Raw genomic sequence first — 14881 nt, forward strand, 5'->3', positions numbered from 1 at the left:
CGGTCACGGAATGTTGGTCGCGAGGAAAGTCAGCGGCAGGCCCAGGATCGACACGTCGTTTTCGTCGAGGTAGGTGCCCTCACCCTCCATGTGTTGGCGGAATCGTGTTGTCGCGCCGTAACGTTCGGCGACGGCGTCGCCGGCGGCGGCGTCCGGGACTCCGATGACCACGGTGAACACGCCGTCGCCGTGCCGCTCTAGGAACTCGGTCACCGAAGCGGCGACTTCGCCGGTGGATCCCGGGATCGGGCTGATCAGCTCGATGCCCCGGGTCCAGTCCAGGTGGATGTCGAGGCCTAGCTCGGCCAGCTGCAAGGGCTCGAAGACGAATCCGAGATCGCCGAACATCTGCGCCGCGGCGGCATGTCGTTCCGGCGCGACGGCGAACACTACGTGGTGGAGCGAGGGTTCTTCGGGCATCGGGGTCTTCCTATCGTGAATCGGCGCGCAGCACGCCGCGCGGCAGCAGCAGCGGCAGGTCGTTGTAGGGTGACGATGCCGGGAGGGGCAGCGACGACGGCGGGTATCGCGGTGATCGCCGGCATCGCGGTGATGGTGAGCCCCAGCATGACGTAGGCGTCCAGCGTCTGGCCCGCAAAGTCCGGCGGCGGAAGGAAACTCAGCGTGTTCTTGATCGTCGGCTGCCCCTGCACCTCGATGGTGTAACCCATGTCCAACGGCCAGTCCGGATCCAGCGTTTGACCCTTGCGCCAGCGTCCGCGGATCTCGATGACCTTCCGGTCTCCTTCAGCGCGAGCAGCATGTCAACGTCGTTGCTGGCCTTCACATTCAGCGGTGCGATCGCGCGCAGCTCGCCGACATCGCGCCCGGCCTTCTCCGGCGACCAGGCATAGCATCCGACCAGCTCCAGCGTCGGGTTCGCAACGATCGCTTTCACCGAGCTTTTGCCGACGTTACCCGTCGTCCACTGGACGACCCGATACGTCAAGGCGCCAAACCGATCATGGGTGCGACGCCGCGTGCTGGCGGGCCAGTCGCTCGTCGTGGATCTTGACGAGTTCGCGGAATCCCAGCCGGTGATACTTCGGTATCGGCTGGATGCCCCACACATCCTGCGCGGTCGCCTTGCCCTCGGCTCCCTCGGGCGGACCGAACGGCGGGTAGGGGTACTTGCACTCCAGTGTGTCGTTGGAGTACCGGATCTTCAGCAGCTCGCTGCAAATCTGGGTGAGGCTCAGCGTTGGGTATCCGTAGTACACGGCCATGAACGGCAACGTGAAGGCGCCCTCGATCACCAGGGCCACCAGGCACACCAATACGGCGCGCTTGATCCATTTGTGCATGCGGGCGTAGTACGGCGTGGTGCCGGGCTCGAGACCGGCGGCCGGGTCTTTGTCGTCGGTGGTAGACGGGCTAGTCATGGCACGGCTCCTTGCTAGTCGGAGAAGATTTCGCGATTGACGGTGTGCAGGTAGGGGATGGCGAGGAACGGGGTGATGTAGAAGATGTCGTAGAGCCACCAGCCGATGACCGGGAAGACGACACCGGCATATCGCACGTCGGCGAACATGGTCATGTTGAACACGTAGGCCGACCAGATCACCACGCCCATCCAGCACGTGACGACCATCCACTGGTGACCCCAGCGCTTCATCTGTAAGAAGCCGATCGCCGCGGCTACCCGCATCGAGAAGACCGTCAGGATCAGACCGGCGACATAGGCCTTCTCGCCCGGCCCCGCGGCGCCCCCGACCCACAATTCGTTGTAATGCCAGAAATAGCCGGCGTCGAACATGTTGCCCCACCCGACCATCAGCACGCGGTTGATCAGCGTGTGGTTGGCCACCAGGTCCAGGGCCCAGCCGAGGCTGTTGAGCATGCCGTCGATGAGTACCAGGTAACCGATCAGCGTGACGATCATGGGCCGGACCGACAGGCCCGCGCGCAGCGCCTGGCGCTGCAGCCACACTCCGCGCATGAAAATGGGGAATCCGATCAAGCCGGGCGCCCACATGCCCATCAGCGCGGCGCCGACGATCATCCACTTGTCGGCGTGCCGCTGGGCGCGGCGGGATTCGTCGTGGTGATCGTCGAGGCCGACCGAACTCGCCTGCGCGGCATCAAGAGTCACAGATCCCACCACCCGCGGGCGAACGACATGTACAGCTGGACGCCGAACATCGCCAGCAGGTAGCCGTAGATGAAGATCTGAAAGACGATGAGCGCCCTCTTGCGCTTCTGCTCCTGTCGGTCCATGCCGGTTGCTCCTTTCTAACGACTGCCGGAGGCATTCGAGGGGGCCAGGCTGGCCGCCGCGACTTCACGTAGACCGTCGGTGACCGCGCCGTCGGTACTCAGCGGCGCGAGTATGCACGCGTTGGCCGCGTCCAATTCGGTTGCGCCGGCGGCGATCAACTGTGCGGCCGTGACCAGCACCCTGGTCGACGGCGGTTCGAAGTGAAAGGCCTCGTCGGCGGTGCGGATTGCGACCGCGCATCCGACCAGCCGCGTCGCGGCCGTCAGGGGGATTCCGGATTCGGCGACGATCACCTCGGCCTCGCGGTCGGGCGGCAGATAGTTCATCGCCAGCGTGGCGAACCGCTGGCGGAACGAGGGTTTGAGCTCTTTGAGTGAGCTGCGGTATGCCGGGTTGTACGAGCACACCAGCATGAATTCCTCCGGTGCCTGCACCACCTCGCCGGCTCGGTCGAGGTAGAGCGAGCGCCGGTGATCGGTGAGCGAATGCAGGATCGCCAGTGAGTCGTGCCGGGCTTCGACGACCTCGTCCAAGTAGCAGATCGCGCCGGCCTTGACGGCCCGGGTCAGCGGGCCGTCGGTCCACACCACGTCGCCGCCGGTCACCATGAAACGGCCGACCAGATCGGAGCTGGTGAGGTCGTCGTGGCAGCTGATGGTGACCACGGGTCGTTGCAGCAGTGAGCCCATGTGTTCGACGAAGCGCGTTTTTCCACACCCGGTCGGGCCCGTGAGCATCACCGGAATCCGTTGACGGAAGGCCTGTTCGAACAACTGGACTTCGTTGCCGTTTGCGAAATACGTCTCGGTGGTCATCTCTTCCTCACCAGGCCGGCGCTCACGCGGCGACCAGTTCACGGTGGACATGGGCCAGTACCCGGGGCAGCTCCTCGATACGCCGGATGCGTTGCGACCGAAGCGGACCGAACACCTCCGGCAGGGGATCGACGCGGGTGGGACCCACCCCCACGTAGTAGATCGACACCCCGGCATCGTTGGCCTCCTCGACGGCGTGCGCGGCGTCGGCCCAGGCGTAACGACCCTCGTAACCTTCGTCGGAGATCAGGCCGTCGCCGATGACGATCAGCAGCCGCCGCTCGGAGGCCTGGGCCAGCAGCCGGCTCGTCAAATGACGTAGTGGCGCACCGAGTCTGGTGTATCCCCGGGTTGAGAGACCCAGCCGGCTGGGCGGGACGAACCGGCGGTCTTCGAAGTCCTTCAGGCATCGCACTTCGACGCGATGACGGGTGTTGCCGGTGAAGACAAAAACGCCGTGACGTTCGCGCGCCAGCGTCATGGCCCGCGAAAGCGCGTCAGCGCAGGCCAATTCGAGCTGGAACACGCGGCCGCCATGCACCCCCAGCGACGAGCTGCCGTCGAGCAGCAGCGCGGTGGTCACATCGCGGCTGCTGGGCAGCAGGTCGCGGAATACCCTCGGCTCCTTGGCCGCACCGGCCGACAGGTCGATGTAGTGGTTGACGTATTGGTCGACGTCCAGGTCGCAGCCGTCCTCGAGGCGGTTGGTCATCGCGCGGTGGGTGTGCTCTTCGAACCACTTGCGTACGTCGACGGCCACCGGAACGGCCCGGCGGGTCCGCGGGCCGTCAGCATGCTCGGCGCGCTCAATCAGGGCGACGTGGTCGCGCATGAATCGCTGCGTCCACATGTTCCATTCGGGATAGGGAATCCCGGGCCGGTGTTCCGGCGTGATGTCGAGATCGTTGTCCTGCGGGCGGTTCGGTGGCGGCAGGTTCGGGTTGGGGACGCCGCCGTCGCCGCCGACGGGAACCGAGTACGGCCGCGGAATTCGCTTCTGTGTTGTGGTCCAGGGCATCCTGCCGAAGCTGCGCCGCAGCTTGTCTGCCAGCCCGTGCGGGGCGGTGTATGCCACGGGCAACGAGCCCAGCAGCGGATGAATCGGCAATGCCTGGCCGCTGGCCGCCAATGCTATTGCGCGATTGAGCATCTCGGCGCCGTCGAGGTCGCCGGCCTCGGCGTGCAGGTCGGGGAGGAGCCGTTGAATATCGGGGAGCAGGCCGGGCCATCGCGACGCTATCCAGCCTAGCGCCACGCCGGCCTCGATCAGCGTGAGGGCACACAGCTCGCGGGCGGCCAGCTCGTTGAGGCGGTAGCCGGTGACGCGTTCCTTCGATGGTGAACATTGCAGGGCCACACCGCAGGTCAGCACCCGGCGTGTCCAGTCGGGCGGCACGGGATAGGGGACGTGGACGAAGGTGAGCGCCGCGTTCAAACCGAAGCTGCGCCGCTGGCCCGTGACGAGCCGTGCGCCTTCGCGACGCTGCTCGCTCAGCGCGACCGCCGTTACGGCGCAACTGCGTTCCAGCGCCATCGCGTGCGCATCGGATTGGTCAGCCATTGCAAGAATCCCGTGCGTCCCGCCTAGCCGGCCCCCCGCTCAGAACGTGCCGATGTTGGAAAACAGCCAGTACCAGAACCAGATGATCAGGCCGGTGCCACCCCACGCGGCGACGTAGCGAAGGATCTCCCACAGATAACCCATGATGTGACTTCCTCTGTAACGTAGTGGATTTCGGCTCGCGCATTTCAGTCGGAGAAGAGCTCGCGGTTGACGGTGTGCAGGTAGGGGATGGCGAGGAAGGGGGTGATGTAGAAGATGTCGTAGAGCCACCAGCCGACGACCGGCAGCACGACGCCGGCGAAGCGCACGTCGGCGAACATGGTCATGTTGAAGACGTAGGTGATCCAGATGACCACGCCCATCCAGCAGGTGATGACCATCCACTGGTGCCCCCAGCGCTTCATCTGCAGGAAACCGATGGCCGCGGCGATGCGCATCGTGAAGACGGTCAGGATCAGGCCGACTTCCAAGGCCTTCTCGCCCGGGCCGGCCGCACCGCCGACCCACAGCTCGTTGTAGTGCCAGAAGTAGCCGGCATCGAACATGTTGCCCCAGCCGTTGAGCAGCACGCGGGCCAGGATGGTGTGATTCGCCACCAGGTCGAGCGCCCATCCGACGGTGTTGATCGCTGCGTCGATGATCACGAGGTAGCCGAGCAACGTGACCAGCATGGGCCGCACCGAGAGGCCTTCGCGTTGGGCGCGGCGCAGCAACCGCACTCCCCAGAGGAACAGCGGTAGGCCGAAGATGCCGAGGGCCGCGGTGCCGATCAGCAGACTGCCGGAGATCAGCCATCTGTCGGCCCGGCGCTGCGCGAGTTGCGAGCGCTCCATGTGCTCGTCGATGGTCGGGGCCGTCTGCGCGGCGCGGGTTGACTCGAGCTTCGGCAGATTCACGAACCCTCCGGTGATTGGATCGGCGTGTGCACTATAACAGGCTGACTGTAGTCAGCAGAAGACTGCGGGCAAGCCCGCGCCCGCTGCTTGATGCGACATTGGCAGCACTGTCGAACTGTGCAGTAAAGGTCGCTGCTGTGGGCGCCTTCTGCTGACAAAAGTCAGCTCTGGATCGTTGACATGGAGTTCCGGCGATGCCTACGCTCAGCGAGCGCTGAGCCCTTCCGGTCCCCGAAGGAGTAGCAATGACGCTCGAATCGCCGGCTGACAAGAAGTATCGCGTGATCCAGTGGGGCGTAGGCAATGTCGGGACGATCGCACTGCGCCATTTTGCGCACAACCCCGCCTACGAGGTGGTCGGGGTCCTCTGCAACCGCCCGGAGAAGGTGGGCAAGGACGCCGGCGAGCTGGTCGGTGTCGCGCCCATCGGGGTGCTCGCCACCACCGACAAGGCGGAAATCGAAGCGCTCGACGCCGATTGCGTGTTCTACGCGCCCTTGTGGTCGGATCCCGACGAGGTCTGCCGCCTGCTGCGCTCGGGCAAAAACGTCGTCGCGTCCGGGGGCGCCTGGTGGTTTCGCACCGAGCACAGCCAGGCCGACATCGACAAGATCGATGCGGCGTGCCACGAGGGCGGGACGTCTTTCCACGCAGGGGGCGTCAACCCGGGTTTTGCCGGTGACCTACTGGTTCTGACGCTGGCTCGCATCGTGAGCCGAATCGACTCCATCCACATCTACGAGGTGGTGAACTTCGGCAAGGACACGCTGAAGTATCTGCACGAGATGGGGATGGGGAGTACTCCCGAAGAGTTCAGGGCGGGACCGAATCTGTTGGGCAACGCGTGGCCGCTCTTCGCGCAATCGATGGCCATGGTGGTCGACGGCCTAGGGAAGACGGTCGACAAATACACGACGGACGTCGAACTGGGAACGGCGATTCGCGACATCCCGTATGAGGGCGGGCCGTCCAGCGACATGCCGGGCTTCAAGGGCACGATCAAGAAAGGCACCGTCGCCTCGCAACATCACCAGTGGACGACGTGGGTCGACAACAAGCCCCTCATCACCTTCCACGAGATGTACACCATGGACTCTTACGACGCCATCGAACCGCAGCCGGATTGGGGCGGGCACTACCACTACCGCATCGTGATCGACGGCGACGAACCCACCGAGCTGATCCTGCAGGCGCCGGCCGACCCACAGGGCAACTACCCCAAGCCGGGCTACACGTGGACCGCGATGGGTCCGGCGAACACGGTTCCCGCCGTCTGCGATGCCGCGCCGGGCTTTCTCACCCACAAGGAACTCGGCCTCGTGCCGTTGCTCGGCGTGGTGCGCTAAACACGAAAGGCGTTGCGGGTCAGGGCTTCAAGCTGCGCAATGTCCTCGCCACGTAGTCTTCCAGCAGGGCGTGGCCCGTCGGCCAGTGGTTGGTGGTGATCAACAGGGCGTAGAGACCCAACAAAAAGAACACCGCACTGTTCATGGGGTTCACATCCGGATACGTCTCGCCGCGCTCCTGGGCCTGCGCGATCTCCTGCGCGACCAGCACGATCAGCGGGTGATCCCGGCCGTCTTCGGTCTGCGGTCGGGTCTGGGAGAAATGCAGCGCGAGAAAGTCATTGAAGAGCCGATCGCCCAGTCTGCGTTCCAACCCGACCACCAGGCGGACCGCCTCATTCAACGCGGAAGCCAGATCGTGCTTGGACTTCAAGGATTGTGCGAACTGCTTGGCAATGCGGTCCTCTTCGCGACGCTCCAGCTCGAGCAGCACATGTTCCTTGGTGGGGAAGTGAAAGAAAAAGGTTCCGTGGGCGACGCCCGCCGCGGCCACGATCGCGGCCACGTCGGCTTCGGCCATGCCGGCGCGCGCGAACTCCGCGATCGCGGCGCCCATCAAACGCTCCCGGGTCTGCAGGCGCTTAGCTTCCCGCGCCGACAGCCGATCCGTCACAGCCATTTCTTTCCTCACGGTTGACCTGGCTCATGTAAGAGCTTTGAGGCTAACTCGACCAGTATGCCGTGTCTCGGCCAGAAAGGCTTGCACAACTTGAGCATTCTCGGACCGTCGTGACGGTAACAGATGTCTGGCAAAGGCTGGTCATTGACTTTAGTCAGCAAGCTTCATAAATTGAACGGCGCACACATCTGATCGAGGGAGCCCGGCATGGCATTGGAGCAATTCCGGCTCGACGGGCAAGTCGCGATCGTCACGGGCGCCGGCAAGGGTGTCGGAGCGGGCATCGCGCGCGTGTTGGCGGAGGCGGGCGCCACGATCGTCGGGACCGCGCGTACCGAGGCGGATATCGTTGGCACGATTGAGGGTATCGAGACCGCGGGCGGCAAGGGTCTGGCGCTCGTAGCGGATGCGATGAGCCGTCCGGATTCGGAGCGCGTGGTGAACAGCGCCATGGATCGGTTCGGCCGCATCGACATCCTGGTCAACAATGTCGGTGGTGCCACCTACGCGCGATTCCTGGATATCACCGACGAAGATTTCCGCCATACGTTCGACTGGTGCGTGACGTCGGCCTTCATCATGAGTCAGCTCGCGGCCCCGCACATGCTCAGTGCGGGGCACGGCTCAATCATCAACATCTCGTCGGGATCGGCGCGGTTCGGCATCCGGGCATTGGCCGCCTATTGCGTCGCGAAGGGCGGCCTCGAGGCGCTCACCCGCGCCATGGCGCAAGAACTCGCGCCCAAAATCCGCGTCAACGCCATTGCTTTGGGTTCTTTCGCCACCGACGGTCTGAAGGGCAGCCTGGACCTGATGCCGGGGTCGCTGGAGAAGATGCAAGAGGCCACACCGTTGCATCGGCTGGGCGACGTCGAGGACCTCGGACGGCTCGCGGTATATCTGTGCACCCGCGACTGCTACGCGACCAACGCGACTTTTCACGTCGACGGCGGCATCGACTCGAACAATTCTCCGCTGCCGATACCCGACTACTGATCTGCGCTTTTCAGTGAACGCGCCATGATGGGTCTTCACCCACCGCCGGAAGGACGAGGGTAATGCGCAGAGTCATTCAATTCTCCACCGGAAACGTCGGCCGGCATTCGTTGCGAGCCGTCATCGGCAGACCAGACCTCGAACTGGTCGGAGTGCACGCCTCCAGCGCGGCGAAGGTCGGTCAGGACGCGGCGCAGTTGTGCGGACTGCACGAACCGACCGGCATCGTCGCCACCGACGACATCGACGCGTTGGTAGGCCTGGGCGCCGACTGCGTGGTTTACACCTCGCAGGGCGAAACGCGCCCGATGGAAGCCATCGAGCAGATGGCCAAGTTCCTCGCGGCGGGCACGAATGTGGTCGGTACATCGATGGTCTGGCTGGTCACGCCCCGCCACTGCGACGATTGGTTACGCGAGCCCCTGGAGCGTGCCTGCGCGGCCGGCAACGCCTCGCTGTATGTCAACGGCATCGACCCCGGATTCTCCGGCGATACGCTGGTGCACTCCGCGGTCAGCCTGACCACCCGGGTGTCATCGATCACCGTGCAGGAGATCTTCGACTACGGCAATTACGACGATGCCGAATTCACCGGCGCCGCAATGGGATTCGGCACCACCCCGGATGACGACTCGCCGATGATGTTCTTGCCCGGGGTGATCGTGTCGATGTGGGGCGGTCAGGTCCGCAGTCTGGCGGACAACCTCGACATCAAGCTCGACGACCTGCGCCAGCGTGTCGAACCTTGGTACACCCGGGAGCGCATCGAGTGCACCATGATGACGGTGCAGCCGGGGCAGATGGCCGCCGTCCGGTTCGCCACCGAAGGCGTCCGCGACGGCGAGCCGGTCATCACCCTCGAGCACGTCACCAGGCTCACCCAGGCCGCCGCGCCCGACTGGGAATTTCCGCCCCAGGGTCATACCGGTGTGCATCGCGTCGTCGTGGAAGGCGAACCCCGGGTCGAAATCAACACCCACGTTTCCCACCCTGTGTTCGATTCCACTGATGCCGGCTGCATTTCGACGGCCGGCCGCGTCGTCAACGCGATCGACTGGGTGTGCCGTGCGCCCCAGGGGCTCATCGGTGTCGAGGACATCCCGCTGTCCGCGACGATGCGCGGGCTGATGTGGACCGAACGGTAGCCGGATCCCTGGTATGTCGACATCGCCCTCGGGACGCGTTGTAGGAAAACGCATTCTGATCACCGGCGCCGCCCGCGGCATGGGGCGCAGCCACGCACTGCGGCTTGCGCAAGAGGGCGCCGATCTGATCTTGGTCGACATCTGCCGATCCCTGCCGCAGATCGAATATCCGCTGGCCACAAAGGAAGATCTCGCCGAAACGGTACAGCTGGTGAGGGGATTGGGCCGGCGGTGCGTAAGTCATATCGTCGACGTCCGCGACGATGTCGCGTTGCGCAAGGCCGTCGATGATGGCGTCAGCGAATTGGGCGGCCTGGACGGCGCGGTGGCCAATGCCGGTGTGTTGACCGTCGGGCCTTGGAACACCACAACTCCCGACGACTGGCGCACGGTCGTCGATGTCAACCTGATCGGAACCTGGAACACGTGTGCGGCGGCGATCCCGCATGTGCTCGACCAAGGTGGCGGCAGCCTGGTGAATATCAGCTCCGCGGGCGCCATCAAAGGCTTTCCACTGCAGCATCCTTACACCGCTGCCAAGCACGGTGTCGTGGGGCTGACGTTGGCGTTGGCCAACGAGTTGGCCGCGCAGTGCGTGCGCGTCAATTCCGTGCATCCCACCGGGTGCCCGACCGGCATGATCCCCCCGTCGATTGGAGCCGTCTTCTCCGAGGAACGACCCGACCTGATTCCCACCTTTGTCAACGCGATGCCCACACCGGCCATCGAACCGGTGGATGTCAGCCACGCGGTGCTGTTCCTGCTGTCGGATGAGTCCAGGTACGTAACGGGCCTGCAGTTCAAAATCGACGCGGGCGTGACCATCAGCTAGGACTCCGAAGAACAACGAAGCCACGCCGCTGGCAAACGCGTGCGCTTACCCCAGCTCGCGTCATGCCCATAGGCTGGGCTGCAGATGACATTCGTTCGTCGAAGGAATTTCGTGTGTCGCGCTGATTACGCGTCCGGTAAGGGATACAAATAGCTGACTTCTCAAAGGAGAGCCTTATGAATACGGTGCGGGCGTCCGCCCTTGGCATGACGGCTACCGCGGTGTTGATCAGCGCGACGGTGGTGGGCTGCGGCGGGGACAAGAACACCACGGCACCATCGGGTTCGGCCTCGTCGCCGGCCACCTCGTTCAGCTCCTCGGCGAGCGCGCCGGCATCGCCGGGAGCGCCGGCGGACTACAGCCACCTGCTGATCAAGCCCAGCGACATCGGCCCCAACGCCACGGCCGACGGGCCGCCGAGCCAGAATCCCAGCGGCATCACCGGCGTGGGACAGGTTTTCAAAAACCCCGACGGCAAGCGCACCATCATCGACACCATCGCGGTTTTTCCCGATGCGGGCACGGCCAACCAGACGGCGGCGAACATGCGCGATGTCGTCGGCAAGAAGGTCAACGGGGAGCAGCAGCCGATCGACGTCGGCACCAAGGGGTTCTTGGTGATCGGCCAGGGGACCGACCCGGCCAACCCGATGGAGATCTCCGAGGCGGTCTTCGTCGTGGGCCGGGCCATGGTCGACCTGGAGTCCGACTGCGTCATGGGCAATCCCACACCGGCCGATGTCATGCTCGATCTCGCGCGCAAGCAAGAGGCCGCGGTCAAAGCGGGATTGCCGTCCGGCTGAGCTCCCGACCGGTTACAGGGGCCAACTGTCCGGCCGCACCTCATAACGCAGGGCGGCGGCGGGAGGCAGCGGCCGCCGGCCGTTGACCGATATCGCGTCGATGATGAGCGCGACATACCGTCGCCAACCGTCGCTGTCCGCATCCATGGTCGACAGCACGCTGAAGAGCATCGCGACCAGGCGGGGCAGATCGTCGGTGACGAGGTCGCCGCGGATGCTGCCGGCTCGCTGGCCCGCTCGGGCGAGCTCGCCGAGCGCGGCGTTGAGCGACACCGAGATGTCGGACGTGAGTGACCCGGCCCGGCGCGCGGCGGTCAGCAGGTGGTGTTCGCGCGCCCCCAGCGAGATCGCCGCTTGGATCAGTCGGGTCAGACCAAGCAGCGGGTCCTTGGCGAGGCGGGCGCTGTCGATCACCGGGGTGAGGTCCTCGGCGATGCTCTGATCCAGGGCGGCGCGGACCAGGTCGGCCTTTGCCGGAAATCTGCGGTAGAGGGTCCGCTCACCTACGCCGGCGCGACGCGCGACGGCCTCGACCGGCGCGTCGGGTCCCAACTCTGCGTACACCTCGCGTGCCGCACGCAGGATGCGCTCGACGTTGCGCGCCGCGTCGGCCCGCAACGGCCGATCCTCAACCGCGGTCATGGTGCCCAGCGTAACTGACGGTTGACTGCCAACTAGGCTGGCTTTACGCTCGATAACTGGCAGTCAGGTGACACTTAAGAGGAAATGCGGTTCATGTCAACAACTTCGGAAGTGTGCCCCGACGCCGGTCTACCCGCACTGCCCATCCCGCGGCCGGCGACCTGCCCGCTCGCGCCCCCGCCCGAGTTCCAGGAATGGCGAGACGGTCCCGGGCTACGACGGGCGATGTTCCAGGGAAACCCGGTGTGGGTGGTCAGCCGCTACCGGGACATCAGGGCGGCGCTTGTCGATCCTCGCCTGTCCGCGAAGACCATTCCGGACTCGATCATGCCGAAGGACGACGACAACAAGGTCCCGGTGATGTTCGCGCGGACCGACGATCCCGAGCATCACCGACTGCGGCGCATGATGACCAGCAACTTCACCTTCCGCCGTTGCGAGTCGATGCGGCCGCAGATCCAGGAATGGGTCGACCACTACCTCGGCCAGATGATCGAGCATGGCGCCCCGGCCGACCTGGTGCGCGAATTCGCCTTACCGGTCCCGTCGATGGTGATCGCGCTGCTGCTGGGAGTACCACCGGAAGATCTTGAACTCTTCCAGTTCAACACCACGAAGGGGCTCGACCAGAGGTCCACCGACGCGGAAAAGGGACAGGCCTTCGGCGCCATGTACGCCTACATCGAGGAGTTGGTGGAACGTAAGGCCCGCGAACCCGGCGACGACCTGATCAGCCGCCTGGTCACCGAATACGTGGCGACGGGTCAGCTCAACCGCGCCACCACGGCCATGACCGGCGTGATCATGATGCAGGCCGGCCACGAGACCACCGCCAACATGATCTCGCTGGGAACGGTTGCGCTGCTGGAACATCCCGATGTATTCGAGCGCCTGGGCCACACCGAGGACCCTGCCGTCATCGCGAACGTCGTCGAAGAGCTCATGCGCTACCTGTCCATCGTGCACAGCCAGGTCGATCGGGTGGCGACCGAAGACCTGATGATCGGCGGTCAGCTGATTCGCGCCGGGGAGTATGTGATGATGAGCTTGCTCGCCGGGAACTGGGACGCGGAGTTCGTCGCCAATCCCGAATCCTTCGACGCCGACCGAAACACCCGCGGGCACTTGGGCTTCGGCTACGGCGTCCATCAGTGCATCGGAGCGAATCTCGCTCGCGTCGAAATGCAGGTCGCGTTCGCGACGCTGGCACGCCGACTGCCCGGCCTCGAACTGGCGGTGGCGCCGGAGCGGTTGAGCTTCAAAGACGCCAACATCTATGGCATGAAAGAACTTCCGGTGCGCTGGTGAGCGGCGAACTGCGGTTTGACGACCAGGTCGCCGTCATCACCGGCGCAGGTGGCGGTCTGGGCAGGCAATACGCCCTGCTGCTTGCCTCGCGGGGCGCGCGCGTCGTCGTCAACGATATCGGCGGCTCGGTGACCGGGCAGGGATCCGACGCCGCGGCGCCGGGCGCCGTGGTCGACGAGATCCGCAACCGGGGCGGCGCGGCCGTCGCCGACAACCACAGCGTCACCAATCCCGAAGGCGGTCAGGCGATCGTCGACACCGCCCTGAGCGCATGGGGACGAATCGACATCGTGATCAACAACGCCGGAATCGTGCGGGACGCGCCCTTCGAGGACATGACCGCCGACCGCTTCGAACCGCTATTGGATGTGCATCTGAAGGGCGCCTGCTACGTGACGAGGCCAGCGTGGAAAGCGATGTGCGAGCAAGGTTATGGCCGCATTCTCAACACCTGTTCGGCTGCCGGAATCTTGGGGGCCGCCGGTATGAGCAACTACGGCTCGGCGAAGGCCGGATTGATCGGCCTGACCCGAGTACTGGCCGCCGAAGCCGCCGGTCGCGACATCAAGGTCAACGCCATCGCCCCGATCGCCCACACGCGGATGCTGGCGCACTCCCTGGACGGTGCCGCGCAGCCCGACGGTCCCGCCGCGCAAGCGGTACTGGATGACCTGGTGGGTCCATACCTACGGCGACTGGATCCCGCGTCGGTGGCTCCCGTGGCGGCCTACCTGACCCACCGGGATTGTGCGGTGTCGGGAGAGATCTATACCGTTGGGGCAGGCCAAGTTTCACGGTTCTTCATCGGCAGGACCAAGGGTTTCTACCGCCCCGGATTGTCCATCGAGGACGTGCGCGACCATCTCGACGAGATCCGCGACGAAGCCGGCTACACCGTGCCGGGCGGAGCCGCCGACGAGATGAGCGAGCTCTTCGCGACCTTGACGGCCGGCTTCAGCAGCTGAACGCGGTGCCGACACCATCCGGTGGTGGCGCCGACTTCAGGCAGCCGAACGGCTCGATGCCGGCGGGGCTGAATTTGACCGCCGACTGGTGCGCGTAGTTGACGCAGTACAGGCCCGCTTGGTCGGCGCGGCACCGGTAGTCACCGAAGGACAGCGAAGCTCCGTTCGCCAGTTCCGGTCCGTTGCCGTTGATGAATGGACCGGGATCGGCTCGCGCGGATCCGACTTGCAGGTTCATCCCGTCGAAGCCGATCCAACCGCCCTGCCATTGGCCATACGCCGTCGCGGGAGCCGGTGGCGGATTGGTCAGACTCACCAGGCAGGCCAGCGCACCACCGGTGTGTTTCGCATCGGTCATGCAGGAGACCTTGCCCGCCATCGCCGTCAGTGCGATGTCGTTGCCCAGCGGCGTGGTGACCCCGTCGCGGGTGGCCGCGTGGAAACGGCTCGGATCGGCGGCGTGACCGGCCTCGACCCAGGCGATGACGTCGGAGATCGCCGCACCCGCGGCCGGCGCGGCGGATGGGCCCGGTGAGGTGTTCCCCGGCGCCCCGGTGGATGACTTGGTGGTGCTTCCGGTGGGCCCCGAATGGCCGCCCGTGCCGTGTGTGCATCCGGCGACCAGTAATGCCGCGGCGATCATCGCAGCTATCCGCATCCAGTCAGGCTAACCGCCGCGCCGGGCAAATAAGGCGCTGTGCGCGCGTTACGGCCGTCATGTCGGTTACCGTC

At 65.2% G+C, this 14881-nt stretch carries 17 protein-coding genes and 1 pseudogene; 7 read left to right on the top strand and 11 right to left on the bottom strand.

Going from position 1 to position 14881, the window contains the following annotated elements:
- Window positions 1–3 precede the first annotated feature (3 nt).
- From AC5Y7E_RS16830 to AC5Y7E_RS16865, 8 genes and pseudogenes are all read right to left on the bottom strand, one after another.
- A complete protein-coding gene (locus AC5Y7E_RS16830) occupies window positions 4–420 on the bottom strand; it encodes a hypothetical protein (protein WP_499949893.1) in 417 nt (138 codons plus the stop codon).
- A gap of 10 nt (window positions 421–430) precedes the next feature.
- Window positions 431–949 (bottom strand): annotated as a pseudogene (locus AC5Y7E_RS16835) (hypothetical protein).
- 13 nt (window positions 950–962) lie between these two features.
- On the bottom strand, window positions 963–1382 hold the full coding sequence (locus AC5Y7E_RS16840) for a hypothetical protein (RefSeq protein WP_499949894.1): 420 nt from the start codon (window positions 1380–1382) through the stop codon (window positions 963–965).
- Window positions 1383–1396: 14 nt separating this feature from the next.
- Complete coding sequence (locus AC5Y7E_RS16845) at window positions 1397–2092, bottom strand: hypothetical protein (protein ID WP_499916161.1); 696 nt, start codon at window positions 2090–2092, stop codon at window positions 1397–1399.
- The gene (locus AC5Y7E_RS16850; RefSeq protein ID WP_011724800.1) at window positions 2089–2217 is read right to left on the bottom strand and encodes a hypothetical protein; all 129 of its coding nucleotides are present in this window, start codon (window positions 2215–2217) and stop codon (window positions 2089–2091) included. The genes AC5Y7E_RS16845 and AC5Y7E_RS16850 overlap by 4 nt, the downstream gene beginning before the upstream one ends.
- Window positions 2218–2232: 15 nt before the next feature.
- Window positions 2233–3033: a CbbQ/NirQ/NorQ/GpvN family protein gene (locus AC5Y7E_RS16855; protein ID WP_499949896.1), complete on the bottom strand. Its 801-nt coding sequence runs from the start codon at window positions 3031–3033 to the stop codon at window positions 2233–2235.
- A 22-nt stretch (window positions 3034–3055) separates the two neighbouring features.
- Window positions 3056–4594 carry a nitric oxide reductase activation protein NorD gene (locus AC5Y7E_RS16860; RefSeq protein ID WP_499949898.1) on the bottom strand — a complete coding sequence of 513 codons (1539 nt, stop codon included), beginning with the start codon at window positions 4592–4594 and terminating at the stop codon, window positions 3056–3058.
- A gap of 188 nt (window positions 4595–4782) precedes the next feature.
- Window positions 4783–5430 (bottom strand): hypothetical protein, encoded by a 648-nt coding sequence (locus tag AC5Y7E_RS16865; protein ID WP_499916765.1) that lies wholly within the window; start codon window positions 5428–5430, stop codon window positions 4783–4785.
- 308 nt (window positions 5431–5738) lie between these two features.
- Here AC5Y7E_RS16865 and AC5Y7E_RS16870 point away from each other — a divergent pair, with 308 nt between their 5' ends.
- On the top strand, window positions 5739–6839 hold the full coding sequence (locus AC5Y7E_RS16870; RefSeq protein ID WP_499949900.1) for an NAD(P)H-dependent amine dehydrogenase family protein: 1101 nt from the start codon (window positions 5739–5741) through the stop codon (window positions 6837–6839).
- Window positions 6840–6858: 19 nt separating this feature from the next.
- Here AC5Y7E_RS16870 and AC5Y7E_RS16875 read toward each other — a convergent pair whose 3' ends face one another.
- Window positions 6859–7458 carry a TetR family transcriptional regulator gene (locus tag AC5Y7E_RS16875; protein ID WP_499949901.1) on the bottom strand — a complete coding sequence of 200 codons (600 nt, stop codon included), beginning with the start codon at window positions 7456–7458 and terminating at the stop codon, window positions 6859–6861.
- A 207-nt stretch (window positions 7459–7665) separates the two neighbouring features.
- Between AC5Y7E_RS16875 and AC5Y7E_RS16880 the strand changes: the two genes are divergently transcribed.
- The 4 genes from AC5Y7E_RS16880 (at window position 7666) to AC5Y7E_RS16895 (ending at window position 11234) form a co-directional block, all read left to right on the top strand.
- On the top strand, window positions 7666–8454 hold the full coding sequence (locus AC5Y7E_RS16880; protein ID WP_499916172.1) for an SDR family NAD(P)-dependent oxidoreductase: 789 nt from the start codon (window positions 7666–7668) through the stop codon (window positions 8452–8454).
- 62 nt (window positions 8455–8516) lie between these two features.
- On the top strand, window positions 8517–9599 hold the full coding sequence (locus AC5Y7E_RS16885) for an NAD(P)H-dependent amine dehydrogenase family protein (RefSeq protein WP_499949903.1): 1083 nt from the start codon (window positions 8517–8519) through the stop codon (window positions 9597–9599).
- 13 nt (window positions 9600–9612) lie between these two features.
- On the top strand, window positions 9613–10431 hold the full coding sequence (locus AC5Y7E_RS16890) for a mycofactocin-coupled SDR family oxidoreductase (RefSeq protein ID WP_499949904.1): 819 nt from the start codon (window positions 9613–9615) through the stop codon (window positions 10429–10431).
- Between the two features lie 176 nt (window positions 10432–10607).
- Window positions 10608–11234, top strand: coding sequence for a hypothetical protein (locus tag AC5Y7E_RS16895; RefSeq protein ID WP_499949906.1), 627 nt, complete (start codon window positions 10608–10610; stop codon window positions 11232–11234).
- Window positions 11235–11246: 12 nt separating this feature from the next.
- On the opposite strand, the gene AC5Y7E_RS16900 is transcribed toward AC5Y7E_RS16895, so the two are convergent.
- Complete coding sequence (locus tag AC5Y7E_RS16900) at window positions 11247–11876, bottom strand: TetR/AcrR family transcriptional regulator (protein ID WP_499949908.1); 630 nt, start codon at window positions 11874–11876, stop codon at window positions 11247–11249.
- A 93-nt stretch (window positions 11877–11969) separates the two neighbouring features.
- On the opposite strand from AC5Y7E_RS16900, the gene AC5Y7E_RS16905 reads away from it, so the two are divergent.
- Window positions 11970–13184, top strand: coding sequence for a cytochrome P450 (locus tag AC5Y7E_RS16905; RefSeq protein ID WP_499916181.1), 1215 nt, complete (start codon window positions 11970–11972; stop codon window positions 13182–13184).
- Complete coding sequence (locus tag AC5Y7E_RS16910) at window positions 13181–14149, top strand: SDR family NAD(P)-dependent oxidoreductase (RefSeq protein WP_499949909.1); 969 nt, start codon at window positions 13181–13183, stop codon at window positions 14147–14149. Before AC5Y7E_RS16905 ends, AC5Y7E_RS16910 begins: the two co-directional genes overlap by 4 nt.
- Here AC5Y7E_RS16910 and AC5Y7E_RS16915 read toward each other — a convergent pair.
- Window positions 14139–14807, bottom strand: coding sequence for a hypothetical protein (locus tag AC5Y7E_RS16915; RefSeq protein ID WP_499949911.1), 669 nt, complete (start codon window positions 14805–14807; stop codon window positions 14139–14141). The two genes, AC5Y7E_RS16910 and AC5Y7E_RS16915, sit on opposite strands and share 11 nt — an antisense overlap.
- Between the last annotated feature and the right edge of the window lie 74 nt (window positions 14808–14881).

The sequence above is a fragment of the Mycobacterium sp. NGS17 genome (assembly GCF_059813205.1).

Excerpts from the sequence above, each read along its gene's own strand:
- AC5Y7E_RS16830 (WP_499949893.1), bottom strand. The coding sequence starts at position 420 with ATGCCCGAAGAACCCTCGCTCCACCACGTAGTGTTCGCCGTCGCGCCG.
- AC5Y7E_RS16840 (WP_499949894.1), bottom strand. The coding sequence starts at position 1,382 with ATGACTAGCCCGTCTACCACCGACGACAAAGACCCGGCCGCCGGTCTC.
- AC5Y7E_RS16850 (WP_011724800.1), bottom strand. The coding sequence starts at position 2,217 with ATGGACCGACAGGAGCAGAAGCGCAAGAGGGCGCTCATCGTCTTTCAG.
- AC5Y7E_RS16855 (WP_499949896.1), bottom strand. The coding sequence starts at position 3,033 with ATGACCACCGAGACGTATTTCGCAAACGGCAACGAAGTCCAGTTGTTC.
- AC5Y7E_RS16860 (WP_499949898.1), bottom strand. The coding sequence starts at position 4,594 with ATGGCTGACCAATCCGATGCGCACGCGATGGCGCTGGAACGCAGTTGC.
- AC5Y7E_RS16865 (WP_499916765.1), bottom strand. The coding sequence starts at position 5,430 with ATGGAGCGCTCGCAACTCGCGCAGCGCCGGGCCGACAGATGGCTGATC.
- AC5Y7E_RS16870 (WP_499949900.1), top strand. The coding sequence starts at position 5,739 with ATGACGCTCGAATCGCCGGCTGACAAGAAGTATCGCGTGATCCAGTGG.
- AC5Y7E_RS16875 (WP_499949901.1), bottom strand. The coding sequence starts at position 7,458 with ATGGCTGTGACGGATCGGCTGTCGGCGCGGGAAGCTAAGCGCCTGCAG.
- AC5Y7E_RS16880 (WP_499916172.1), top strand. The coding sequence starts at position 7,666 with ATGGCATTGGAGCAATTCCGGCTCGACGGGCAAGTCGCGATCGTCACG.
- AC5Y7E_RS16885 (WP_499949903.1), top strand. The coding sequence starts at position 8,517 with ATGCGCAGAGTCATTCAATTCTCCACCGGAAACGTCGGCCGGCATTCG.
- AC5Y7E_RS16890 (WP_499949904.1), top strand. The coding sequence starts at position 9,613 with ATGTCGACATCGCCCTCGGGACGCGTTGTAGGAAAACGCATTCTGATC.
- AC5Y7E_RS16895 (WP_499949906.1), top strand. The coding sequence starts at position 10,608 with ATGAATACGGTGCGGGCGTCCGCCCTTGGCATGACGGCTACCGCGGTG.
- AC5Y7E_RS16900 (WP_499949908.1), bottom strand. The coding sequence starts at position 11,876 with ATGACCGCGGTTGAGGATCGGCCGTTGCGGGCCGACGCGGCGCGCAAC.
- AC5Y7E_RS16905 (WP_499916181.1), top strand. The coding sequence starts at position 11,970 with ATGTCAACAACTTCGGAAGTGTGCCCCGACGCCGGTCTACCCGCACTG.
- AC5Y7E_RS16915 (WP_499949911.1), bottom strand. The coding sequence starts at position 14,807 with ATGCGGATAGCTGCGATGATCGCCGCGGCATTACTGGTCGCCGGATGC.